A 25399-nucleotide genomic window follows, 5' to 3' on the forward strand; every position below is an offset into this window, starting at 1 on the left:
ACATTTTACGGATGCAAAAATAAGTAGCGCCGCTGAATTAAACGGGACATTTGTCTCACCACTGATAGTATGTTACGAACGAACCAGGCTTTTTTAACTTTCATGGAACAATACACTGCCAACAGCAGCGCAGTGATGCAGAAATCTTTCGACCCCGGCACCCGCCTGATCCGACAGGGAGATACCATCAGCCATGTATATATCATTATAGATGGTATCACCAAATGCTACATCGCGGAAGATAACGGGAAGGACTATATTTTTGAATTCCTGGGGAAGGGAGAAGTAACCGGGGAACTGGAAGCCATCAACAAAGGAAAATGCCTGTGTAATATAGAAGCCATCACGCCGGTAACCGTATATGCCATTCCACATGCGCTGTTCTCCACCCTGGTGTTGAGCAGTCCCACCTTTAACCAGCTACTCCTGCAGGAACTGGCCACGCGGATCAGTCAAACCTGCATCCGTACATCCTACCAGCAATTATACCCGGTGGAATACGCCTTACTGCGGCTGCTGACGCTGGAAGCCGACCAGGAGATCTTTCTACCTAAAAAGGATATGGCCGCCTACCTGGGGATATCGGTCAGAAGTTTTAACCGCACGCTGAAAGAATTAAGGGAGAAGAATATTCTCGATACGAAGGGGTTGAATATAGATTTGAGTAAGCAACAACTGGAAAAGATATTGAAGCGGTTTGAGGAATAGTGAAATAGCTTTTAGCCATTAGATTTAAGCTATTAGATTTAAGCGAAAAATGCAGCGAAATTGATGTTATGCTCATCATTCGCTGCATTAGCTAAAAAAATCATTTCAGCACCCGCCATTCACTCAGCTGGAAGTCTACACTCCCATTGGTGGCCGTTACATACACGGCATAATACTTATACGCTGTTGTATTCGAAATATTAAACTGCCTGGTTTGATTTCTCGCACCAAACGTCTGATTATTCTGCGTATCCAGTACGGTCCAGGTAGTACCATTATCAGATCCTTTTAGTTGCCAGTTTTTAGGATCCCGGTCTATTGCATCATCGCCGGAAGTAAGGGTATATGATTTCACTATTTGTCCGGTAGGGAACTGCAGTTGCATCTTAAAAGTAGTGGGTACACTGCCAACAAAAAACTTGCTGCCGTATACATTGTCAGTGAGTTTTAAAGATCCTTCCGTAGCGCCTGCGCCACCGCTATTTTCGTTGCTCACGGTAATGGTTCCCTGCCCGGTAATATCATTGGAAGGATAGGTAATGCCGGAGAAAGTTACTTTAGCCTGTTTAAGTTGGGCTGTCCAGTCGTTACCCTGTTCATCTTTATGGCCGAAAGCCGTTAATGCCAGTTGTTTCAGATCCGTGTTGGCGGCGCCGCTCCAGAAATGTACGAACTCCCCGAAGTTCATCCCCCGGGTATATTCCGGATAAGTGGTGATACCGTTGTTGAAGGTTGTTTTTGGGAAATGCTGTGCCAGCAACACAAAGAATTTATTCAATGCGGTAGCGCCGCCATAGTTATGATAGATGGGATAAAACCAGTCGCGGAACCAGTAGGTGCCGGCACGCGGATAAGGATCTGTTTGTGTGATCTTTGAGTTATACCAGCGGGTCACATCACTGCTGCGGCCCAGCGCCTGGTATACATCGTACTGGTAAATTTCCATCCATTTACTGTCGTGCCAGATGCCAAAGGCGGGTGAATTATGTACGCCTTTGGAAGCGCCTTCCACGATATGTCCTACTTCATGCGTGGTGATGTCAATATCGCCACCGTTGCCGCTGATCCAGGCGTTAGGATCGGAGGAGCCTACATCGATCACATTCCGGTAATCATGATCGCCCACCATGTAAGTGGAAGGATGCCCGCCGGAATATTTGCCGGTATGCAGGATTACAAAAAGGCGGGAATCATCACCGAAAGTACCGTAGGTGCTTTTGGTGTAGTTCCATACCTGCGCCAGATAAGTAAATGGCCAGGTGACGCTGCTGTTTACATCATTGTCGTAATACACCGCTACGCTGGTGTCGTAAAAAACGCGGTTCAGCAATTGTACATGCTCAAACCAATGTTCCTGCCAGGTGGTGGGTGGCGTGGCAAGGACCTGTAACTTTTGATTTTGGGCAGGGATAGGCTGCAATTCATTACCGGGAGTACTCTTCCTGGTACATCCTGAAAGTATGCCCAGCGCAATTAAAGCGGGGACAAACATCGTGTTTTTCATACGTCTGTTTTTTTTGTGATGAAAAAAAGGGGATCTGTGGGTTTTCATGATTAAATGCTCAGTAACGGGTTCTTATCAATGGCGCTCGTTCAGTTCTGGTTGAATACGGGATAGAAATTAGTTTATAATTCAACAGTAACCTGTGAATAGAATTTAAACAATTGTAAATGGAAATTAAATACACTGCGGTTTGAATAGCATCAGGTTAAAATTGTGGCCTTTAAAGGCTTGGGGGATTAACAACATCAACGTATTGTTAATCACCTCTTATGTGACTAAATTAATTTTGCCAGGTCGCAAAAATGACCGTATTTTATTTTTCCCAACAATCACGAAGAAGACTCAAAATAACCACTCAAAATACGTTACATGCATAGCCCTTCGTGTCCCTAAATGGACTTCAGCAATATTTATGACTCACACCAAATTATAACACTTAATCAGCTATCCTTTATGCAAAGTAACTATCAACGTTTCCTTGGACCCATCTTTAAAAGAGCCCGGACAGAAGAACGCCGGGCAGAAATCACCCGACAATCTGCCCTGCTTGGCGGAAAGGAAGGATTCCAAACATTCCTGACAGAAGAAATCCTCGCAGATGAACAACCCATTCTTATTCCGCCTGAGTTCAATGGCAAAGACTATGTGACCTTCCTCCTGCATATAGATGCAGAAATTGAACACGGACTAATGCTGCAATACCTCTATGCAGCTTACAGTCTGGGTGGCCCGCAGGTACCCGAAAAGTACCGCGAGCAGATCAGCACCTGGCAGGAAGTAATCCTCGGCATCGCCAAAGAAGAGATGGGCCATTTTGTATCTGTACAGAATGTGCTGAAGCTCATTGGCGGCCCCTTACACTTCGAAAGACAGGACTATCCATGGGATACGCCCTTCTACCCTTTCCCTTTCAAGCTGGAGCCCCTGACGCTTAATTCCCTCGCTAAATACGTGTATGCAGAAGCGCCTGCTACCTTTATTAACAGCGAAGACCCACTGGCAAAAGAAATCAAGGACAGAGTAGCGGCAGAAGTACCCAAAGCCAATACCGTAGGCGCATTGTTCCATGTATTGTTACACCTGATACAGGACCCTGCCGTTATTGGTGATGAAATATTCCAGGCAGACACCTACCCCTTCCAGGCCAAGTTCGATGAATGGGGTCGTGGATATGCCGGAGGACAACGTGGTAATACCCACGGTGGTAGTCCCAAAGGCAGTCCCGATGTACTGGTGATGCCACTGGCCAGCAGAGATGATGCATACAATGCCCTCAACGCCATTGCGGAGCAGGGAGAAGATAATACGGTACAATCAGATGAACCCTCTCACTTTATCCGGTTCCTGAATGTATATAAAGAAATGCGGGACGTGATTGCAGAAGCAGGTACCTCCTGGGCGCCTGCCAGAAACGTAGCCGTGAATCCTTTTATCCCTTCAGATACAGAAGATGAAAGCGATGATCCTTCTGAAGGACAGTCATCCGATGAAGAACGCGATAAGATCACCAATCCTGAAGCGCAGAACTGGGGCCACCTCTTTAACCTGCGGTACCGGATGCTGTTAAATTTCCTTACCCATAGTTTTGTATTGGAAGATGGATTAAACAGCGCCGGGGCGGTAACGCCGAGAGGGCTGATCATCAATTCCACTTTCGGTGAAATGTATAACCTCCGCAGCATCGCTACTGCCATGGTACAAATGCCACTGAAAGTAGGTGTAGGCGATAAAACAGCGGGCCCTCCCTTCCTGATACCATATACACTGTTATTGCCGGCAGGTGAACATAACCGGTGGCGTACTCATGCCGATGTTATCCAGGCATCTGCTACCATAATAGATACGCTGCTGTTGACTACACCGGAAAAAAATCATCGTTATCTCTATGGGCTGCGGGAAGCGGATAAAAAGCTGCTGCAGATCATCAACGACATGTTATCCGTAAACGCCTGACTTCCATCCTCAAAATAACAACTATGAAGATCACTGAAATACGCATACTACCGCCATTTGCCGTAGCCAGACTGGGTTCATCCACTACTCCGGTAGCTGCTTATGACCTGGAAATACCGGCAGACAAGCCACTGGGCTTCCGCACAATAGTGCCTAAGCCTACCTTTTATGTAGATCCATCCACGCATGAACTAAGTGTAGCTACTCCCACGGAGATCATTTTTAAAGATGCAAAGAGTACTACCGATACCACCGGCACTATTCGCCCGGTAGCTCCTTTCCTGGAAGTATTTGCCATTTTGGAAGATAAACCTGGTGTATTGGTTCCGCTGACAGAAGCAGTGCTGGAGCAGGCCGGCTTTCATTTGTCGGACGTAGCCTGGGATATAACGCTGCACAACTCCAAGATCATGCGCAGAACCAATGACCCGGACGATAACATTACCGCTACAGTGCTCATCACCAGCAATGATTTTGCACCTAAGGAAGTGCTGGCCAGCTGCAACAATTTTTTAGCCACTAAAAAACTGCCGCTGGGTACCGTGCAGTTTATTAAACCTTCGGCCGAATTTCCGGGTATCCGGCTCCGGTATACTCCCGGCGGCGGCAAGGTGTATGGCGCTTCTCTCAACAGCATCAAAGCCAAAGGACAGGAGCCTACACCGGATCCCAACATCACCAGCGAGGCACAGCTACTCTATAATCCGGACAAGCCATGGTTCACTTACTGCGAGTCGCCCAACTTCAATCCGAAGTATACCATGCCTGCACAGATCTTTGCCGGTTATTCCGATGACGATGGTAATCAGTACAGCTGGGGTTATATAGATGATGAATGCGATGGTACTGTTGTTGTTACAGTTCTTTCCACGCAGATCCCCCTGATACAGGCTTCTGCTCATATCTGTGCCGGCCCGCCTGCGTTCGCACCAGACATTCTACCTATCCGGGCTATTTCGGATGAGCTGGAACAGATCCTGCTGGGTACAGAACGCGATGATGAGGTATCTATTGAAGAAGCAGAAGATATTGTACGCCGTGCTTTTGAATCTATTTCGCTGATGAATACCAACGTGATGAATGGCAACCCTATCAATGGCAGGTGGAATGTGGCCAGCACCATGGTGCGTCAGGATACCAATGATTTCGGCAGACTATACGAGCCTATCATGGCCAGCTCCATTGTAGATAACCTGGCCCTGCAATCACTGCATGAAAGAGTATTCAACGGGCTGAGTACCGGCATGGCCGCCTGGTTTGCGGATGCCCTGCGCCGTCCGGATAAAATCGGTGACCTCTCCGACAAGGAACGGCGTAAAATGCCGGGACTGATGCGCGGCGCCGATGGCCGCGGGCTGACACTCACCTATCGCATGATCAACACGGTGATAAAAGCAGCTGCCAACGCCATGTTCGAGGATAATAACGTGAACGGGGCTACGCAAAGCGGCTCAAATGCCGGCGCCATTGATGCGAACAATTTACAGGCGCAGTTACATCATCGCGGCGAGGGTAACCCTTACAGCGTATTATCAAGAGCAGCCATTTCCAACTGCTTCCCCGGCCTGGAATCAGATTTCAGAAACCTCTGGCGGTACATCTTCCATGATCTCACCGTCAGCGAAAATGATAACTATGTTCTATTCGACTCCTCCGGCAAAGGCCTCGCTGAGCGACGTATTGTAGGTATCAATGGGAAACCTACCATGGTAATGGGAGAAGGCCCTGTATTCCCCGGTGGCGACAGCGTACCTCTCACCACCAAAGACAATCCCAGTGGAGCGGCCTTTATGGAATGGTCTAATTTCTTTGCATCGCTCGGCGTAAAAGGAGGTGATACCGTAACGCTGCATTTTACACCCGGAGCGGCCAATCTGCCAGTGCTGGTAACAGCAGATCAACTGAAAGATACCACCGCATTCCCCACCTTTCCTTTTGTGATGCGTGAGATATTTGCGCCGAACAGCGCCGCCATCTCCAGGGCTATACTGCGCCCCGGAGAACTCACACAAGGGTTGTGCGCACCCTGGCAGAATGATTACCGCGAATGCGCCTGTTACTACTGGGCGGCTACACGCCCGGACTATGTAAACATAGAACCCGGCGAAAACGGCCTCAGTAAAGGAGATATGTGGCTGGCTAAAAGACGTACCGGTGAATACGTACCGGATAACCGTGTCGATAGCAGGTTGTTTTCCTATAATGACTTATTCCAGAACTGGGAAGGGGAACTCAACTTTATCATCAACGGCCGCGATGCGCTGAGCAGTGGTACAACAACAACCACCCATGGCAATGCACAAAATAATGCCAGCGTATCTGGCAACGGCGCAGACACATTCCCCTGGAGCAAAAAAGACAGGGAAGAGGTTATCATCGATAAAAGCAAAAACAAACAATAATGTCCGCTCCTTCTCCCTCAAATATCACGAAACATTCACTCACCGCAATTGCCACGGAGCTGGCATCGCAGATAGCCAGGCAGTCAATGCCTGGCTCTTCTCAGATACATATTGTTCCCTCCACCGGGCATACACAATTGTTTGTGAGCAACGGTAGCCGGCTGCATAAAATTTCTCCGGACACCGCACAACACTTTCAACATTTAATCGATCAGCACGACGAAGCCGCCATTCACCAGGAACTGGTACAGATGGGGCTGAATACTACACCGCTCATAGATGATACACCCCTGCAAAGTCCGGCGGTATATGCACTCTCCCTGGCCATTGCGCAGAAATGCAACATGGGCTGTACCTACTGCTATGCGGATCAGGGCGACTTTGGCGGACCGGCTAAAAACATGCAGCTGGATACCGCTAAAAAATCTATCGACCTGTTGTTGAAAGATTGTGCACCCGGCGGTAAAGTACAGTTGACCTTTCTCGGCGGTGAACCACTGATCAACCGGAAATCGTTGCAGGCCGCCACCGTATATGCGGCGGAAGCCGGCGCGAAAAAAAATGTGCAGGTCAACTTCTCGCTGACGACCAACGGTACTTTATTAAAACCAGCAGATGCCGTTTTTTTTGAAGAATATGGTTTTGCCGTAACGGTAAGTCTGGATGGTATTGGTGAACAACACGATCAGCAACGGCCGATGAAAAATGGCGCCGGCACTTATGCGCAGATCATCGAAAAAATACAACCGCTGCTCCTTGCACAACGGCGTATGCAGGTATCAGCGAGAGTAACGGTAACGCCTACCCAAAAAAATCTGGGTGATACCCTGCTCGAATTTGTGGGCATGGGATTTCACAGTGTGGGCTTTTCTCCTTTGCTGCGCGCCGCCAACGGCCGAGATGAAATGACGAAGCAGGATCTTGAAGTAATGCTGGAAGGCATGATTGCCTGCGGACTGTTATTCGAACAACATGTGATGCTGGGCAAGCGCTTTCCTTTTCTGAATATGGCCAACGCATTAAAGGAAATCGCCAAAGGCACACACCGGCCCTACCCTTGCGGTGCAGGCGCCGGCTATATGGGCGTTTCCGCCGATGGTGATATGTTTGCCTGCCATCGTTTTGTGAATGAGCCGGCAGGTAGTATGGGCAATATTTACGATGGTGTAGATGCCACGTTGCAAAACAACTGGCTGGCATCCCGGCATGTACATCAACAGGAACCTTGCAACAGCTGCTGGGCGAAGTACCTGTGCGGCGGTGGTTGTCATCATGAAGTATTGGAAAAAGGCCGTCATGCCTGTGATTATATCCGTGGCTGGCTGCATTATACCATGCAGGCGCACGAACGATTAAGCCGACTGGCACCGGAATGGTACCGGTAATACGATGTCTCAAAAAAAAGCTATCAGCACGCTATTACATTTCTGTCCTTACATTTCAGAGCAGACTATTTAGGTTGAAAATTTACATGGAATCATTTAACATATTAATTATTGGCGCAGGCCCGGCAGGAACATGCGCAGCACTGCGCCTGCTCTCGCTGGGCTATCGTGTGGCGATGGTGGAAAGCGAAGCCTTCCCCCGGCCTCAGATTGGTGAATCACTTTCTCCCGGCATCCATCACATTTTTGATTACCTGGATGCGGCGCATCTTTTAACCGCCTCCCATTGTCAGCATCAGCTGCCAGCACAGGTAATATGGGAATCTCAACAGCCGCAACTGCTGACACCGCAGCTGCGTGGGTATGGTGTGATGGCAGACAGAGGATTACTGGACAAAGGATTGCTGGACCTCGCTGTTGCCCGTGGTCTTCAGTTGTTCCAACCAGCCAAATATGAAAGCAGCGAACATAACGGCAAAAACTGGGAAGTACATATCCGGCTATCAAAAGGACTGTTTGCCGTGCAGGCGATGTTTGTATTAGATGCCCGTGGCAAACGGGGTATACAGCAGCAACAACGAATGCTCACCGCAGCACCTATGGTAGGCATGTGGGCCTACCTGCCGGCCAGCCGGATGCCTGCCCACACCTGTGTGGAAGCCGTTGAAAATGGATGGATATGGGGCGCACCGCTGCATGACGGACGGTATCGCATTATTACTTTTACCGCACCAGACACTATCAAACGGCAACGCCCACACGCTATTTATAACAGTCTGCTGCATGAATCGCATTTGTTCCGGCAGGACCGGGAGCTGCATCCATCACAATCCTGCGCAGTGGCGGTGTATGCACATACGCAGCCCTGGCAGCATAACTGGTTGCAACTGGGTGAAGCGGCATTTGCCATTGACCCGCTCTCTTCTACCGGTGTAGAAAAAGCGATGCGCTTTTCCCTACAAGCCGTCATTGCACTCAACACTATTTTAAAAGGTGGTGACCCTGCGCTGGCACAACACTACTATGAAGACCGGATGATGGAATCCGTAGTCAATCATACCCTGTGGACGAGACAATACTATGGCCAGGCCTGGCCGGGCCCTGCGCACGCATTCTGGAAACAACACGGCGGTAGTTATCTACCGGAAAAATATACGCCAACAATTTTTGCAGCACGACTGATTGGTGCCCTGCAACAGCAAAACCATACGGCGCCGACTTCTCCCGAAAAAGCAATCGACATCGCCAACACCCTGCAACAGCTATGGAATGGTAATATGCAGGTATCACCCGCTATTACCTATGTACAATCTTCCTGTGTAGTGGATGATCGCCTAGAAGTGAAAACAGCGATCCGGCATCCCAATCTGCAAAGGGAAATAGCCTTCCTGGAAAAAATGGAAATTTGTCCACTGCTGGCAATGGCGGCACATACCCCTACATTCGGCAGCCTGGTAGAGGCCTGGAGTAAAATAATGCCTTTTCCTATGGCCGCAAAAATGGCCGTGTACCTGTGGGATAAAGAAATAATATGTGGGCGGAATATTTAGAGTGCAGCAAGAATCATTGTCAGTTCCTGACGTAAATCTTTAAAATTACTTCCTTTTACTAAAAAGTGTGCGGCGCCCATTTGAATGGTCTCTGCCATTTCTTTTTTATCAGAAGACGTGGAATACATGATAACGGAATATCGCGCAAAAGCGGGAGGAGCTTAAGTTCTGTGAGGCATTGTTTACCACCCATCCGGGGCATATTCAGGTCTAAAAAAATAACATCAGGGAATGAAGATGGAGTGCTTGCCAGGTAGTTCATCGCTTCCTGTCCATTGTTGGCAGTATAACACTGGGCGGAACAATCATTTTCTGTTAAGGCTTCGATTAAATATTGCTGATCATCAACATCATCATCAACAATGTAATATTTTTTTGTTTTTGGCAAGGACGTCTGAACCTGGTTATTTTAAACCCGGTGGAGGACCTAAAGGTAAGCTTTTCGCCCGGACTACCTAATATTTAGTACCTTTCGGGCTACAGGCATCCCATTAAATCCGGGATGCATGGTTAAACATGGATAAGGTAAAAATACGCTCATCCAACCTCTTCCCTGTTGTAGGCGTTGGCGCCTCAGCAGGTGGACTAGATGCTTTCAAGCGATTATTAAAAGCAATTCCGGCCGATTCAGGCATGGCCTATATATTGGTACAGCACCTGGACCCGGCTCACGAAAGCATCCTGGCAGATCTGCTGCAAAAGGTCACTAAAATTCCCATCCAGGAAATAACAGACAACATTCATGTTGCTCCGGATCATATCTACATCATCCCTTCCAATAAGTTGTTGACGGCCACTGATGGTATTTTACAATTAAGCCCCCGATTGCCACGGAATCAAAAAAACATGCCTATTGATCTCTTCTTCAGCTCTTTGGCAGAAGTACATCAGCACCAGGCGATTGGCATCGTTTTATCCGGTACCGGCAAAGATGGTACGATTGGCCTGAAAGATATCAAAGAGCGTGGCGGTACTACATTCGCTCAGCAACCGGCATCAGCTGCTTATGATGGTATGCCGCAAAGCGCTATTGATGCAAACGTGGCGGATTTCATATTGTCACCGGAAGCAATGCCCAAACAACTGATGTTGTTAGGCGATACCAAGCGTGATGGTAGCAGCACTCTATCCGCAGAAGAAGGATACCGGCAAATCCTGTCCCTGCTTCATATACGCCGGGGCGTTGATTTTACCCATTATAAACAGACAACGATACGCCGCCGTATGGCACGCCGCATTTCGTTGAGCATGAAAGAAAGCATAGGCGAGTATCTTGTTTACCTGAAAGAAAATAAAGCAGAGCAGGATAATTTATACCAGGACCTGCTCATACCTGTTACCCAGTTTTTCCGGGATCCGGACATCTTCGAGAAATTAAGAGAAACGGTGATTCCTTTACTGGCAAAAAATAAATCTGCCAATGAACCTATCCGGATCTGGATAGCAGGGTGCTCTACCGGGGAAGAAGCCTACTCCATCGTGATATGTTTACACGAATACCTGGGCGAACAGGGGGCTGTGACACCGATACAGGTATTTGCTACTGACATATCTGAAATCGCTATAGATAAAGCCAGAACTGGCATCTATAAAAAGAGTGAAGTAAGTGGTGTTTCTGCCAGTCGCCTGCAACAATTCTTTACTAAAACAGACAACAAATTCCGGCTTCATAAATCTATCCGCGAAGCCTGCATATTTGCCTGTCATAACTATCTGAAAGATCCTCCATTTGCAAAAATGGACCTGATCAGCTGCCGTAACTCCCTCATTTATGTGGAACCGGTATTGCAAAAGAAAGCATTGACCACTTTTCATTATGCACTGAAAGACAAAGGCATCCTGATATTGGGTAAATCCGAAACAACCGGTCCTGCGGCAGAACTCTATAACGTGTTAGATAACCACGCTAAAATTTATACCCGCAAAGCGATACCCGGTAAATTCATGCATTTAATACCTGACCGGAAGGAGGAAGTTTTTAAAGGACTTACCTACGGATCAACAAGAAATGAAAGTGCAAAAGATGATTTCCAGAAAAATGCAGATGAGGTCATCCTGTCCAGGTATGCGCCTGCCGGCGTCATCGTAAATGATCAGCTGGAAATTGTCCAATTCCGGGGAGCCACCGGCCGATGGCTGGAATCCTCTTCTGGTAAGCCCGACCTGAATGTCCTGAAAATGGCCCGGGAAGGACTGGCTTTTGAACTGCGGAACACCCTGCATAAAGCTAAAAGCAGTAAAGCGGCGATGGTAAAATCAGACATTCCTTTTTTGTTTACAGACACGGAATACCTGGTGACCATTGAAGTGATTCCACTGCTGAATACGATTGAACCACATTATTTAATTCTCTTTAAAGATACCGCTATCAGCAGGGAACAACCGGATACTACTGATAAGCCGAAACAAAGCAAAGATCGCACGAGGATCCAGTCCCTGCAAAAAGAGCTGGCCCAGGTAAGAGAGGATATGAGAAATATTTCGGGCGCACAACAGGCTACCAATGAAGAACTGCAGAGCGCTAACGAAGAATTGCTTTCCGGCAGTGAAGAACTGCAAAGCCTGAACGAAGAACTGGAAACGTCCAAAGAAGAAATACAAACCAGCAACGAAGAACTCATTATTGTAAACCAGGAAATATCTGACAGAAATGAACAGTTAGATCTTTCGCGGCTATATGCTGAATCTATCGTTACCACCATCCGCGAACCCTTTATCATCCTGAATAAAAACCTGGAAGTAAAAAGTGCGAACCAGCCATTTTATACTATTTTTCATACCACCGAAGAAGGTATCGTAGGCAAGCACCTGTTTGAATTCAACAATAAACAATGGAATATCCCTGGTCTCCGCAAAATGCTGGAAAAGATATTACCGGAAAAAACCAATATCGTTGATTTTGAAGTTATCCACTCCTTCCCTCTCCTCGGTGAGCGCATGATGCTTTTAAATGCCAGCCGCATCCTGAGAGATCATAACGAAGAACAACTGATCCTGCTGGCCATTGAAGATATTACGGTGAAGAGAACGCTGGAAAAAGAAGTACAGCTGTTTACCGATGAACTGGAAAAACAGGTATCAGAAAGAACGTTCTCTCTGCACGAAGCCAATGTAAAACTGCAGCACTCCAATGAAAACCTGAAGCAGTTTGCCTACATCGCCTCTCATGACCTGCAGGAGCCACTTCGTAAAATCCGAACCTTCTCTTCTACGCTGAATGACCGGTTCACAAAAGATCTCCCGGAAAAAGCGTTGGAGCTGATTAGTAAAATACTCTCATCTGCAGAAAGAATGTCAAACCTGATTAAGGAAGTCCTCAACTTTTCCAGGATACTCCACGGAGATGTACCGTTTGATAAAATAGATCTGAATGAGGTGCTGACCCAGGTAATCAATGATTTTGATTTACTCATCCATGAAAAAAATGTGGTGATCTATCGGGAGCAATTGCCGGTGATTGAAGCTATACCAGTACAAATCAGCCAGCTTTTCTATAACCTGATCAGCAATTCTATTAAATTTTCCAGGAAAGATACGCCCCTGTTAATTCACATTTCTGCGAGCAAACTAACGAAGGAGGCCCAAAAGAAAATGGTAGGGCTTCACCCTAAATTATCTTATTACGTGATCAGCTTTAAAGATAATGGTATCGGGTTTGAACCACAGTATGCTGACCAGATTTTCCTGATCTTCCACCGCTTAAACAATGTGGACGAATACGCCGGCACCGGCATCGGCCTGGCTTTATGTAAAAAGATTGTTGTCAACCACCAGGGAGAAATTTATGGCGTTTCAAAAAATCAGGATGGCGCCACATTTCAGATTATACTCCCGGTAACGCAGGCTTTGCCTGTTGCTGCTCCGAAAAAATAAAAAAGTGTGCAGCAGTCCCTGCACACCTCCTTCCACTACTTTTAGTTGGCTGCTGCGGTATAGATGCCTCTGTCGGCTGTTATGCCTAAGCGTTTGAACATTTCTGCGGGATTAAATCCCTGTTCCTTATATTTTGCCTGCACCGTTTCTTTTGCCTTTGCCAGGGCCTCTCTATTCTCCCACTGCGCCACCGTTATACAGATAAGGTTACCTTGTTCATCGGTATACACGTATTCTGCATCCGTAATGAATCCTGGCAAGGTTTTGATGAACTGACGGTTAAACGTGGTTCTTTCTTTGAATTCAGCAATGGCATTTGCAGGTACCAGGAATTTATCGATGAACTGAACCTGGTCTTTTATTGGCTTTACCGGTGCTATATTGGCCGGCACCACATTCAGGGATTGTAAAATACCCAAACGATCGAGCTGCACATCTGAACCCACTATTTTCCCGTTTTTGAATTCATATATAGAGATGCCATCACTGCTGATCGTTTTGCCGGTAGCCGGAACATTCCGGAAGGTGCCGGTTTGCGTACCCGTCCATTTCCACCGGGCCACTACCTTATCTCCTTCACTTACCAGCGTGATTAATTTATACTGAATATCCGGGAAGGCATTGATTAGTGGCATGAATGGGTCTATAAATCCCTTTACCCCTTTTGCACCTCCTGCACCTGCAAACTCTTCAGATATCTGGTTGGGTAATAACTCCAGCTGTTTCTTATTCAAAGATGTTTCATATAATTCCTGTACGATCGCTTTATTGTTTTCCATGGTAAATGTTTTATTGTTTGCGTGTTTGTTTACTTCCTGTGCATTTGCTATTCCAGGCATTATTGCGCCGGCTAATAGCAGGGATATGGTGGCTGTTGCTGTTTTTATCGTGTTCATGGCATTCATTATTTTATACAAAAGTAGCCTGGTGCCCGGACCAGGAATTGTAAAAAATCATTGATTTATGTGGGAAGGGGTCAAATTCAAACCGGGAGTGGTCACTTTCAAGAAGGAGCATATTATAACGGGGAAGGCTACGCATTTTTACAAAAAACAATTATTCAAATAATATATCTTTAATTATGAATAAGGGAATACTCCTGGTGTTGCTGGTACTGGTTTTGGGGCTGCCACCAATCACACCTGGTGAACAAAAAGTTTGTACGCAGTATGGTAAAAGAATCCGGCGGCTACCTGCTGATGCTCGACGGTAGTACGGTTCCGGTATCAAGGTCCAGGCGCGATGATCTGAAAAAAGGATTAATGTAATTCATAATACTACTGGAGGCTTCACCACGCCGATGATCACACCAAATTTCCCGTTGTCTTGCCACATCTCTTTTTCCGGACAATACATCTGGGAAATAACGCCGTCCAGGTACAGGGCATTTTTGCATCCTTTATTCTTAAAAAACAGGGCGAAATCATAAAAGCTAATGGGTGCTGTTGAAATGGCAAACAGCACACTGCCATCCGGCAAAATGCCTACGCCATTCCTGATATTGAGGTTCTTTGAACCGGCTTTAAAAGCAGGATGAATGGCGCCATCAATCACCAGCATAGGGCCTGATTGCGTGGCGTATTTAATATGTCCGTCATTCCTGAAATGGTTGCTGGCACAAACAACCGCCACCTGCTCGGTGGTCAGGTAAAAAACACCGTTAGGTTGCAAACCGAAATTCCCCTCTGTGCTGGTGAGGTTCAGCGGTGTTATTTCCTGCTGCCGCTGGATATACAATCCTACCGGTGCATAGTCTGGCTGAAACATTCCCCCGTTCATGGCAAAAGCAAGGGTGTCATTTTTAGCTGCCAGCTTATTTCTAAGGTCTGCTATGGTGCTGAAAGTCTGTCCTGGCAGTACTTTCCAGTAAAAATGGATCCGCTGATTAGGGGTAACGATATAGGAGGCTATTTTATCCTGTGACCATGATTTAATGCCTGTCAGGGAAAGCAGCGCGAATAAAACAATTTTCATGGTATCGTGTTTTACGTACTCAACCTAACATTTATTCCTGACTTTCACAACTCCTCCCAGCTTATCGGGACTTTACCACTTATCATGTTATCATTTCCCCTCCGGGTGTTATTTATTATCTTGGTGACTATCTTTTTACATAAATTCCGTTATAGTTGAAATTATTTTTCCCGCTGGTTCTAATCAGCCTGTTCTGTAGTCATGCTTATGCCCAGTCAACCCTTTCCGGAACCGTGCGCAGTGCCACGGAAGCACAGCTTCCCTTTGCGATCATCCGTATACAACGTCTTCATTCCGCTCAGCAACAGGCCGTGCAGGCCGATAGTGCCGGGCATTTCCGCTTCCGCAAACTGGAAGCCGGCCAATATGAGCTAAGTGCCTCGCTGACCGGTTATCAATCTGCCGTATTGCAGCTCACCCTGCAAAAAGATACTGTTATTACCCTGTTGTTGCAGTCTGCCAATACCCGCCTGGATGAAGTGGTGGTATCTGCAGCGAAGCCTGCTATTAATGATAGTCCTGATAAGTTGGTATACAATGTTTCATCCAGCATTACGGCTACCGGCAGCGATGTACTCACTACCATCGGTAAAGTACCGGGCATCAAAGTGAATGATAATGAAATCAGTATCGCCGGCAAGGGCGCAGTGAAAGTAATGATCAACGACCGTTTGGTACAATTATCCGGCCTGGAGCTGATCCGTTACCTGAGATCGATGTCTGCCAACCAGATCTCTAAAATTGAATTGCTCAAAAACCCCTCCGCTAACTTCGATGCAGAAGGCAATGCAGGGTTAATCAATATTACCACCAAACAAAGTAAAAAGCAAGGGTATTCCGGCAACATACAGGCCAACGCCAAACACTGGTTTTACAGTCCTGCCAAAGCTTTTGGCACCAGCAACTACGAAGCGCTGAATGCCAGCGCCACGCTCAATTACAACACAGCACGCTGGTCGGCTTATGGCAGCATCAACGTAGACCAGGATCATCACCTGGAAGGCTTTCAGACGGTACTTAGTTATCCGAAACAAACCTGGCTGCAGAGCGATACCGGTGATTATAAATATCGAAATATAAATGTGGTAGCAGGCGCTGATTACAAGATCAGTTCCAAAACCACTATCGGCATCAACTACCAGGGCGGCAAAAACATTTACGATGGTTCAGATCATGTGAACAATCCCGTTTACAATAACAACACCGGGAAAATGGATTCTCTCTTAAGAACCTATGCTACCTACTACCCTGTTGCCCTCAGCAATTCCGTTAACCTGCATTCCGTTATCAATTTTGATACTACCGGCCGCAAACTATTGCTGAACGCAGATTACATGAATTACTACCGCACAGATAAGTCTGATTTTGAAAGTCATAATTACCTGGGTACTGACTTGCTGCATCCGATGGCTACTACCCGCTACTATGATAACAACAAACAGAACTTCAATATTTACACCTTTAAAGCGGATGCCGAAATACCTGCGTCCTTTGCAAAAATCATGTTTGGCACCAAACTGAGTTTCATCGATAACTACAGCAATGCATTCTACTATAAAAAAAGCCCTCAGGGTGAACTGACTTATGACACTGACCTGAGTAATGAATTTGATTACCGGGAAAATACACAGGCCCTGTATATCAGCATGAATAAAGAACAGGGCAAATGGAAGTTTGAAGCTGGACTCAGGGGAGAATTAACCCAAACCAAAGGTTATTCCTACACCCTTGATCAAACTACCATCAATAAATATTTCCGGTTGTTTCCATCGTTGTCGGTTTCTTACCAGGCCAATACCGATAACAGCCTGGCACTCACCATTGGCAAGCGCGTTAACCGCCCTTCCTTCTGGAACCTGAATCCGTTTAAATCGCTCTACACTGCGTATAGCTATGGAGAGGGCAATCCGTATTTAAATCCGGAATACAACACCAACTTCGAAGTATCACATACGTATAAAAGTATCCTGACTTCTTCTGTATTTTTCAATATTACAGAGAATGGTTTTAACAACCTGACGATCGCCAGCCCCGATACTAATCTCGTATATACGAAACCGTTAAACTTCCTGAAGACATACCGGGTGGGTATTTCAGAAAACATCACCCTTCACTTATTCTCCTGGCTGGATAACAATAACCAGGTCACCTTCTATCATACCAATGCAACATCTACGCTTCCCTATATTCAGGGCGTGAGCGGTTTCGGATTATACCTGGCTACCAATAACAACATCTGGCTCAACAAGGACAAAACTTTTGCTGCCGCCGTCAATGCCTGGTATCAGTTCCCGGAAGTAGATCATATCGGGAAATCGGATGCCTATTACAAAATGGATATCGGGTTGAAAGCCGCCGTACTTAAACAGAAGGTAGATATTACTTTAACGATGAATGACATCTTCCGCAGCAGCGCTACTGCCGTGACTTCCAACATTAATGGCGTACCACAGAAATTCACCAACTTCCAGTTAAGCAGGTATATCTTATTAGGGTTTACTTATCGCTTTGGTAGCAGTGAACATAAAGCCGCCAACAATGACAACGGCAATGAAGAGGAAAGAGGTCGTATACATTAAACTATAAAACTGAAGGGCTATTTTCAGTCTGCCTGGAGATAGCTCTTCTACTCCACCCCTTCTTCCTTCATCAGGTATTGCCCATACGCCGTTAAAACATCCATTGCCGGGAGGGCCTGCTCCGCCCTGGCAGTTAATGCATATTCCACTCTCGGTGGCTTTTCCTTGTACGTCTTACGCATTACCATCCCCTTTTCTTCCAACTCCCTTAGTTGTGTAATCAGCATCTTATCTGAAATATGTGCAATGGCCTTTTTTAAATCGCCGTATCGCACCGGGCCTTCGCGCAAAGTAAGTAGAATGGGCATCTTCCAGGTACCGCCGATATGTGCCAGTGCAAATTCAACAGGACTGTAATATATCCTGCTCTGATGTATAAAATCTTTCATAGCCACAAACTAATTTGTTTACAATCAAGTAGTTACTCTATTCTCCCTTTATCGTCAAAAAAGTATATAAAGCAGTGAAAATAAAATTAAAAAATATGTTTGCAGGACTAAAATATACAAATGATGATTCAAAAAGAATGGATGTCTGCTCCTATACTGAGATGTGTTTCCCTGGATGATACCCTCGCATTCTGGGGAATGCTGGGTTACCAAACCACGTATTACCAAAACAGACCTTACAAGTACGGTGTGGTGGAACGGGGAGGTTATTCCCTGCATTTTTTTTATGAGAAAGGATATGTTCCTGGTAAGATATATAGCGCCTGTCTTGTTGCTATAAAAGATGCTGCGGCTACCTATGCGGAGTTCACCCAAAGTTTACGCAAACATATGGGGAAAGTAGCCACCAGTGGCTTACCGCGCATTTCCAGGATGAAGCCGGGTCAAACCCGCTTTACGGTAACAGATCCTTCCGGCAACTCCGTCATTTTTGTGAGCATGGGTGAGGTGGATCAGGAAGCGTATGAAGCAGCAGATCAAGCTGGCCTGACCCCGATACAAAAAGCTACGGCGCTGGCTATACGTTTACGTGACTTCAAGGAAGACCGGGGGGCAGCCGCTAAAGTACTGGATACCGCCCTTAAAAATACCGGTGGAGAAACAGCTGCCGACATTGTACGAGCCATGCAGATACGCCGGGAGCTGGCGGAAGAAGCAGATGAATAAATCACCCCGCGTGTCCCGGAAAAGTTTTCAGATTTCTCCGGAAAGTAGCGGCGTTTTCTTTACTGTCGCCCACTGCCCAAACTGCCATAGCGTATAACACAGGCTTTAGTGCTTCTCCAGCCTTTGTAAGACTGTAAGTAACATGAGGAGGCACAACAGGCTTAGCTTCCCGTAATACGAGGTTATCGGCTTCCAATTGCTTTAAATGCTGGATGAGCATTTTTTCGGTGATTGCCGGAATTGATTTTCTCAGGTCACTGTATCTTTTGTTGCCGGATAATAAGTGAAACAGGATAATAGGTTTCCAGTAGCCGCCAATCTTTTCCATTACATAAGTGACAGGGCATTCCTGGAATGCAGCCTTCTTGTTTTCCTGGATGGTGGAGTTCTCTTTTGTCTTTGCCATAGATACATACTTTAGGGTAAGTACTTGTACAAAAGTAAGTACTAAACTACTTTTGTCAAAGAAAATTTTAAAACACATTTCTTATGAACATTACTATTACAGGCTCTTTAGGAAACATCAGCCAGCAGCTCACACAACTATTAACCGCAAAAGGACACCAGGTAACTGTTGTTAGTCATAATCCGGAGAGAGCAGCCGCCATTGAGCAACTGCACGCCATCCCGGCCATTGGTTCCATTGAGGATACTGATTTCCTGTTACAGGCGTTTGCCAAAGCAGATGCCGTATATACTATGATACCTCCCAACTTCCAGACAACTGATCTTCGTGGATATATCAAAAGTGTGGGAGAGCGTTATGCAGCCGCCATCGCCCAAACGGGTGTACGCTATGTAGTGAACCTGAGCAGTATTGGTGCACATATTCCTGATGGCCCCGGCCCTACCAGCGCCAACTATTACGTAGAGCAAAAATTTAATGCCCTGAAAGATGTGCAGGTGCTGCATCTGCGGCCAGGTATGTTTTACTCTAACTTCTATGGCAGCATGGATATGATCCGGCATCAAAACATCCTCGGCAACAATTTTGATGCAACAGCCAATATTGTGATGTCGCATCCACACGATATCGCTGCCGCCGCTGCAGAAGCGCTGGATACCCTTTCTTTCAGTGGGAAGTCTGTTCGCTATGTAGCAAGTGATGAAAAGAATGGTGCGGAAATAGCAGCCCTGCTTGGCCACGCCATCGGCAAACCCGACCTGGCCTGGATTGGTTTCTCTGACGATGCCATGCTGCAAGGCATGCTCCAGAATGGCTTAAGTGAACAAATGGCGAAGATCTATGTGATAGAAATAGGCGTTGCTTTAAGAGAAGGCACTTTGTTTGAAGATTATCGCCAACATCAGCAACGCGCATTTGGCGAAAGAAGCTTCGCTGATTTTGCAAAAGAATTTGCATTTGTTTATAATAGTCAAAATTAATGATCAGCACAGGCATCGCCTTAAAAGCCGAAACCCTGCGGAAGATCTCAGGGTTTCGGCTTTTAAAAACGCTTTTATTTTACAGGAATCTCTTTCAGTATATGCAGGAAATAATCATAAAACCTGCCCACCGAAGAGATCTGTACTTTTTCATCCGGAGAATGCGCCCCCTGGATAGTAGGCCCAAAAGAAATCATATCCAAACCACCCGCAAAGTGACCACCTAAAATACCACATTCCAATCCCGCATGACAAGCACCTACCTTAGGTTCGTGTGTGAAATGATCTTTGTACAATTTCAGCATCAGCCGGAGGATAGCGGAATCTGCATCCGGCTTCCAGCCGGGATAGTCGCCGCCCTGCACTACTTCGCAGCCTATATTTTCAAATGCAGCGCCTACTGCCATCGATACGTCTTCTTTCGTACTTTCCACGCTGCTGCGTTGCAGGGACTGTGTAATAAAAACACCATCTTTTACAATCACCCTCGCCAGGTTGGAAGAGGCCTCCACCAATCCTTCAATATCAGGACTCATGCGGAATACCCCATTAGGCACTGCATAAACAGCACGCAGCAACCGGGTAAAATATTCCGGCTCCATTACGGTAGCAGGTGTAGCCGCTGCACTTAATACTACCTGAAGATCTTTCTCTATCGACTTGTATTCTTCTGTTAAAACGGCGGAGAACTCTTTAATAAAAGCAGTAAAAGCGTCCTTGCCTGTTTCCGGAATAGTGACTGTTGCCTGCGACTCACGCGGAATTGCATTGCGCAAACTACCACCATCCAGACTTACCAGTTGAATATCGAAAGCTTGTTTAGCTTTATACAGCAACCGGTTCATCAGTTTATTGGCATTACCTCTTCCTTTATGAATGTCCATACCAGAGTGTCCGCCCATCAGTCCTTTGATGCGAATATCAAAAGCGATAGATCCTGCTCCGGCAGGTACTTCTTTATAAGATGCTTTGGTATTTGTATCKATKCCGCCGGCGCAACCGATGGTCAGTTCATCTTCTTCCTCTGTATCCAGGTTGAGCAGAATGGTGCCGCTGAAATTAGCAGGATCCAGTTGTTTGGCGCCTGTCATACCGGTTTCCTCATCAATGGTAAACATGGCTTCAATTGGCGGATGTGCCAGGTCTGTAGCAGATAATACCGTCATGATGGTTGCCACACCAATGCCGTTATCCGCACCCAGCGTAGTGCCACGGGCTTTTACCCAATCGCCGTCGACATACATATCAATACCCTGGGTAGCAAAATCAAAGTTAACGTCTCCGTTTTTTTGATGCACCATATCCAGGTGAGACTGTAATATCACCGTTTGACGGTTTTCCATTCCCGGCGTAGCGGGTTTTTTAATCACCACATTTCCTATGGCATCCCTTCTTGTTTCAAGTCCCAGGCTTTTACCAAAGTCCAGTATGAATGCAATGACGCGTTCTTCCTTCTTGGAAGCGCGGGGTACGGCATTCAAAGCGGCAAAATGCTGCCATAGCGGTTGCGGAGATAAATCCTTTAATTCCATCAGTAACGTGTTTATTAACGCCAGCAAAGTATACAAATCATTTCAAACGGGCAAAAAAGGGATGGATACTACCATTCATTTTTGAGAAGCAACATGGGCAGGGCTTAATAATACATTATTTTCACTTCCTGCGTTTCACTGCCAGAGTCCATGTTTATGCAACATGGTACTATCATTTGGTACCCATCTGTTATCTGTCATCCGGTAGGTTATGTCAAAGCTATCCATCTTTACCGGCTCTACTCCTTCTATTGCAGTGTATTGCACAGTAACACTATCTCCCTTTACATCTACCACGGATAACACTTCGTGGATAGCAGGATCCTCGGCATTACTTCCCATCCAATACCATTCGGAAATGGGCTGCTGTTCTTCCTGCGCCTGAGCAGTTTTAAAAAGATACAGGTCACTGGTGCACATAGCTGCACCTGTGCCGCAGGTTCTCACAAAAAAATAATCGCCTAACCTGCCAAATCCATCAAAGGCAGAAGTCCAGCAACAGTGAGAAGTTCCATAATAATAGTGGTATGATTTTTTAACAGATCCATCGGGATGCGTTTCAAACAGTAATAAATTTTCACGTCCATCTCCGCCATGGTCCAGTATGCAAGCCAGGTAATCACTGTCTTTATTCAATTGGTAGTACTTGCCGATGGTATCACTGTCTGTTGTATAACTCCAATCAGCTATCGTGGTATCGATTAGCTTAGAAGATAACAGGTAAGGCAATGCACTTCTTTTAATAATGTAACCGGTATCGTTTTTAAACACCGCACCATAGCCTGGTACTTTAAATGATTTTATTCCGGCTTGCTGTGGTTTTAGTTTACAGGCAGCAGAAAAAATAACACAGAGGGCTGTGATGGCATAGGTATACCAACGGGTAGGGCGTAGCATTAAAGGGAATTGTAACTCAAAGATCGTTGGTATTTTGATTATAATATTTATTCGGAATTATATTTTTTCCGAGAGATAAGTTCGCATACATCTACCATGAAATACAATATCTATCCCGATTATTTCGCGTTTGTCAAATCGTTCCAATGTCACCATTGTGTTTCAGATAATGCGCGGTAAACGCGTTGATAGTGGGTTACAAGGTTACTTTATATGGTCGTTCCAAAGTAGTGCAAAAGAAGAACTTTTKCACTACCCGTCATTTGAACTTACATCAGTTTCGTGGCCGCATAAATATGAATCGCCTGCTGCATGAACCGGCCAAAGGCAGGATTGGGTACACCATCTGTTTTTGCATACCGCTCATCAGCAGCGAGCAGGTCTCCTAATCCTTTATAGGCTTCCGCCTGGTTACCGGTTTTGCCCCAGAACTGTAGTATATATGCGTAGTGCAGATCTATTTCCGCCTGTACTGCTGCTGCCGCCGGATCCAGGTGACACATTGCTGCCAGGTTACTCCAGTTGGTTTTAAATCTATCCTGTAATTGTTGAAAGCTGTTTTTATCCATGGCCAGTAATTGTTTTTCTGCATGTGCTACCTGTCCGGGCCATTTTGCTTTGGCCTCGTTGCGCCAGGCCAGGGCCTGTTCTTTAGGCAAGCCTTCATATAAATCTTCTACATTCATTTTTACTTTGTTTTGTAAGTGAAAAATTGTTTTCTCCACAGTAGCCAGCATGGCTTCTATACGGTTTTTCTTATCCAGCAGCATTTGCCGGTGTCCTTCCATGGCCTGTTCCAGGTTAAAGCCGGCATCATCCAGAATGTCGCCGATATCCTTTAACTCAAAGTCCAGTTCCCTGTAAAAAAGCACCTGCTGCAACCGGAATAGTTCTGCCTCGCCATACAGCCGATACCCCGCGGAGGTACGGACGGATGGTTTCAGCAAACCTATCTGGTCGTAATGGTGGAGCGTGCGCACACTCACACCTGCTAACTTCGCCAGTTTCGTTACGGTATACTGCTTCATGATGACTGTTTCATTTTTCCTACCCCAACAAAGGTAGGGGCTGACGTTACGTAAGAGTCAAGCGTTTTTTTACTTTTTCTGAAAATAGTTTAAGGTGACAACATTATCACCTATTTGTTTAATTTTATTATACCATGAATTTTTACGCGACACAGGTACAAAAACTCAATAGCGAGCTGTATCCAAAAGATTATCTGACCCTTCAACTAAAGCAGGCCAGGCATTTTATGGAGCAACATTTTGCGGAAAACATCTGCCTGGAGCAACTTGCTCAGCAAGCGTTTTTATCTAAATTTCACTTTACCAGGTTATTTAAATACTATTACGGTGTTACCCCTTTTCAATATCTCACTTCTATCAGAATGCAGGCTGCAAAGCAATTACTGAAAAGCAACCGGCAGGTATGGGAAGTTTGCATGGCGGCAGGGTTTGAAAGCATTCCGACTTTCACCTCGCTTTTCAAAAGAAGTACCGGCTACACGCCTGCACGATTTCAACGGAAAGCGCAAAAAAGCAATATCCAATAAGTCCCGTGCCCATTCAGTAGTTATGTTTGTAAAACAAATAACAACATATGAAAATAACGGTAACCAGTATCATGGTAGATGATCAGCAAAAAGCATTACAATTTTATACGGAAGTGCTGGGCTTTATTAAAAAACGAGAAATTCCTTTAGGCGAACATGCCTGGCTGACGGTTGTTTCAAAAGAAGAACAGGACGGAGTAGAACTCCTGCTGGAGCCTATGGGGTTCGCTCCTGCCCGGGTTTACCAAAAAGCGCTCTTTGATGCAGGTATTCCGTTTACACTCTTTAATGTGGATAATATAGAAAAAGAATACGAACGACTTACAAAGGCAGGTGTGGCTTTCAGTATGCCACCTACCCAAATGGGGCCCAACAAAATAGCAGTATTGAATGATACCTGCGGGAATAATATCCAGCTGGTACAAACATTATAATATTAATCTTTTAAAACCGGCCTTTTCTCTGCCGCAATCACTATTAATGCTACTATCAAAATAAAACTGTACTCGCTTCCGCCGGTGCCGTGTTCTCCTACAAACCAACCCTGAGATGCATGTATTAATACGATGCCGATCAGCAGCAAGGCGATAAAGCCGGCGGTGACCCACTGTATGTAACGTCCCAGTATCAGCAATATGCCGCCTGTTATTTCATAGGCGGTGATGCACCACACCAACCCTACCCCGAAAGGCAGTCCTTTGTTGGTGAGGAAGTCACCGAACTGTGGGATGGTACCATTACCTACTCTTACAATAGCATGGGCCAGGAATATAATGGCCACGGCTATACGTAATAAAAACAGCGTTTGCTTCAGGGAAAGAAAAGGATACTTCGCCATAATGGTCAGGGATTAGGGGGTAATTGGTTATTGTAAATATAAGGAGACCGGCCAGTGAAACAATACCCGGATACCGGTATTTTCTAATCTACTTAAAACAAACAGCGCCCAAATCAGACTTGTTGTTTTCCTGATCGTGTTGCATTAA

Annotated in this window: 22 protein-coding genes; 12 read left to right on the top strand and 10 right to left on the bottom strand. The window is 46.0% G+C overall.

Annotation, left to right across the window (positions count from 1 at the left end; translation table 11 throughout):
• Positions 1-69 precede the first annotated feature (69 nt).
• On the top strand, positions 70-708 hold the full coding sequence (locus AC1DCV_RS15495) for a Crp/Fnr family transcriptional regulator (protein ID WP_477023979.1): 639 nt from the start codon (positions 70-72) through the stop codon (positions 706-708).
• 100 nt (positions 709-808) lie between these two features.
• Here the strand turns inward: AC1DCV_RS15495 and AC1DCV_RS15500 are convergent, their stop codons facing one another.
• The gene (locus tag AC1DCV_RS15500) at positions 809-2212 is read right to left on the bottom strand and encodes a hypothetical protein (RefSeq protein ID WP_477023980.1); all 1404 of its coding nucleotides are present in this window, start codon (positions 2210-2212) and stop codon (positions 809-811) included.
• Between the two features lie 453 nt (positions 2213-2665).
• Here AC1DCV_RS15500 and AC1DCV_RS15505 point away from each other — a divergent pair, with 453 nt between their 5' ends.
• From AC1DCV_RS15505 to qhpG, 4 genes are all read left to right on the top strand, one after another.
• Positions 2666-4165: a ferritin-like domain-containing protein gene (locus AC1DCV_RS15505; RefSeq protein WP_477023981.1), complete on the top strand. Its 1500-nt coding sequence runs from the start codon at positions 2666-2668 to the stop codon at positions 4163-4165.
• A 23-nt stretch (positions 4166-4188) separates the two neighbouring features.
• Positions 4189-6567: a hypothetical protein gene (locus AC1DCV_RS15510; RefSeq protein WP_477023982.1), complete on the top strand. Its 2379-nt coding sequence runs from the start codon at positions 4189-4191 to the stop codon at positions 6565-6567.
• Positions 6567-7952 carry a radical SAM protein gene (locus AC1DCV_RS15515; RefSeq protein WP_477023983.1) on the top strand — a complete coding sequence of 462 codons (1386 nt, stop codon included), beginning with the start codon at positions 6567-6569 and terminating at the stop codon, positions 7950-7952. Before AC1DCV_RS15510 ends, AC1DCV_RS15515 begins: the two co-directional genes overlap by 1 nt.
• Positions 7953-8038: 86 nt before the next feature.
• Positions 8039-9502 (top strand): flavin-dependent monooxygenase QhpG, encoded by a 1464-nt coding sequence (gene qhpG / locus AC1DCV_RS15520; protein WP_477023984.1) that lies wholly within the window; start codon positions 8039-8041, stop codon positions 9500-9502.
• Between the two features lie 58 nt (positions 9503-9560).
• Here qhpG and AC1DCV_RS15525 read toward each other — a convergent pair whose 3' ends face one another.
• Positions 9561-9890: a response regulator gene (locus AC1DCV_RS15525; protein ID WP_477023985.1), complete on the bottom strand. Its 330-nt coding sequence runs from the start codon at positions 9888-9890 to the stop codon at positions 9561-9563.
• A gap of 128 nt (positions 9891-10018) precedes the next feature.
• On the opposite strand from AC1DCV_RS15525, the gene AC1DCV_RS15530 reads away from it, so the two are divergent.
• Positions 10019-13375: a chemotaxis protein CheB gene (locus tag AC1DCV_RS15530; protein WP_477023986.1), complete on the top strand. Its 3357-nt coding sequence runs from the start codon at positions 10019-10021 to the stop codon at positions 13373-13375.
• A 41-nt stretch (positions 13376-13416) separates the two neighbouring features.
• On the opposite strand, the gene AC1DCV_RS15535 is transcribed toward AC1DCV_RS15530, so the two are convergent.
• On the bottom strand, positions 13417-14271 hold the full coding sequence (locus AC1DCV_RS15535; RefSeq protein ID WP_477023987.1) for an ester cyclase: 855 nt from the start codon (positions 14269-14271) through the stop codon (positions 13417-13419).
• 189 nt (positions 14272-14460) lie between these two features.
• Between AC1DCV_RS15535 and AC1DCV_RS15540 the strand changes: the two genes are divergently transcribed.
• Complete coding sequence (locus AC1DCV_RS15540) at positions 14461-14643, top strand: LytTR family transcriptional regulator DNA-binding domain-containing protein (RefSeq protein WP_477024466.1); 183 nt, start codon at positions 14461-14463, stop codon at positions 14641-14643.
• Position 14644: 1 nt separating this feature from the next.
• Here AC1DCV_RS15540 and AC1DCV_RS15545 read toward each other — a convergent pair whose 3' ends face one another.
• Positions 14645-15349, bottom strand: coding sequence for a phosphodiester glycosidase family protein (locus AC1DCV_RS15545; RefSeq protein ID WP_477023988.1), 705 nt, complete (start codon positions 15347-15349; stop codon positions 14645-14647).
• A 155-nt stretch (positions 15350-15504) separates the two neighbouring features.
• Between AC1DCV_RS15545 and AC1DCV_RS15550 the strand changes: the two genes are divergently transcribed.
• On the top strand, positions 15505-17928 hold the full coding sequence (locus AC1DCV_RS15550; protein WP_477023989.1) for a TonB-dependent receptor: 2424 nt from the start codon (positions 15505-15507) through the stop codon (positions 17926-17928).
• Between the two features lie 47 nt (positions 17929-17975).
• Here the strand turns inward: AC1DCV_RS15550 and AC1DCV_RS15555 are convergent, their stop codons facing one another.
• Entirely contained in the window at positions 17976-18317 is a 342-nt protein-coding gene (locus AC1DCV_RS15555; RefSeq protein ID WP_477023990.1) for a winged helix-turn-helix transcriptional regulator, read from the bottom strand.
• Positions 18318-18437: 120 nt separating this feature from the next.
• Between AC1DCV_RS15555 and AC1DCV_RS15560 the strand changes: the two genes are divergently transcribed.
• Positions 18438-19043: a VOC family protein gene (locus tag AC1DCV_RS15560; RefSeq protein ID WP_477023991.1), complete on the top strand. Its 606-nt coding sequence runs from the start codon at positions 18438-18440 to the stop codon at positions 19041-19043.
• Position 19044: 1 nt separating this feature from the next.
• On the opposite strand, the gene AC1DCV_RS15565 is transcribed toward AC1DCV_RS15560, so the two are convergent.
• Positions 19045-19449 carry a winged helix-turn-helix transcriptional regulator gene (locus AC1DCV_RS15565; RefSeq protein ID WP_477023992.1) on the bottom strand — a complete coding sequence of 135 codons (405 nt, stop codon included), beginning with the start codon at positions 19447-19449 and terminating at the stop codon, positions 19045-19047.
• Positions 19450-19532: 83 nt separating this feature from the next.
• Between AC1DCV_RS15565 and AC1DCV_RS15570 the strand changes: the two genes are divergently transcribed.
• On the top strand, positions 19533-20429 hold the full coding sequence (locus tag AC1DCV_RS15570; protein ID WP_477023993.1) for an NAD(P)H-binding protein: 897 nt from the start codon (positions 19533-19535) through the stop codon (positions 20427-20429).
• A gap of 74 nt (positions 20430-20503) precedes the next feature.
• Here AC1DCV_RS15570 and AC1DCV_RS15575 read toward each other — a convergent pair whose 3' ends face one another.
• The 3 genes from AC1DCV_RS15575 to AC1DCV_RS15585 form a co-directional block, all read right to left on the bottom strand.
• The gene (locus tag AC1DCV_RS15575; protein WP_477023994.1) at positions 20504-21961 is read right to left on the bottom strand and encodes an aminoacyl-histidine dipeptidase; all 1458 of its coding nucleotides are present in this window, start codon (positions 21959-21961) and stop codon (positions 20504-20506) included.
• A gap of 135 nt (positions 21962-22096) precedes the next feature.
• A complete protein-coding gene (locus AC1DCV_RS15580; RefSeq protein ID WP_477023995.1) occupies positions 22097-22858 on the bottom strand; it encodes a hypothetical protein in 762 nt (253 codons plus the stop codon).
• A 269-nt stretch (positions 22859-23127) separates the two neighbouring features.
• Positions 23128-23886, bottom strand: a complete 759-nt coding sequence (locus tag AC1DCV_RS15585) for a MerR family transcriptional regulator (protein WP_477023996.1) — start codon at positions 23884-23886, stop codon at positions 23128-23130.
• A gap of 134 nt (positions 23887-24020) precedes the next feature.
• On the opposite strand from AC1DCV_RS15585, the gene AC1DCV_RS15590 reads away from it, so the two are divergent.
• A complete protein-coding gene (locus AC1DCV_RS15590; RefSeq protein WP_477023997.1) occupies positions 24021-24413 on the top strand; it encodes a helix-turn-helix domain-containing protein in 393 nt (130 codons plus the stop codon).
• A 47-nt stretch (positions 24414-24460) separates the two neighbouring features.
• Positions 24461-24847, top strand: a complete 387-nt coding sequence (locus AC1DCV_RS15595) for a VOC family protein (protein WP_477023998.1) — start codon at positions 24461-24463, stop codon at positions 24845-24847.
• A gap of 2 nt (positions 24848-24849) precedes the next feature.
• Here the strand turns inward: AC1DCV_RS15595 and AC1DCV_RS15600 are convergent, their stop codons facing one another.
• The gene (locus AC1DCV_RS15600) at positions 24850-25251 is read right to left on the bottom strand and encodes a DoxX family protein (RefSeq protein WP_477023999.1); all 402 of its coding nucleotides are present in this window, start codon (positions 25249-25251) and stop codon (positions 24850-24852) included.
• Between the last annotated feature and the right edge of the window lie 148 nt (positions 25252-25399).

Source organism: Chitinophaga sp. 10T418, assembly GCF_056394125.1.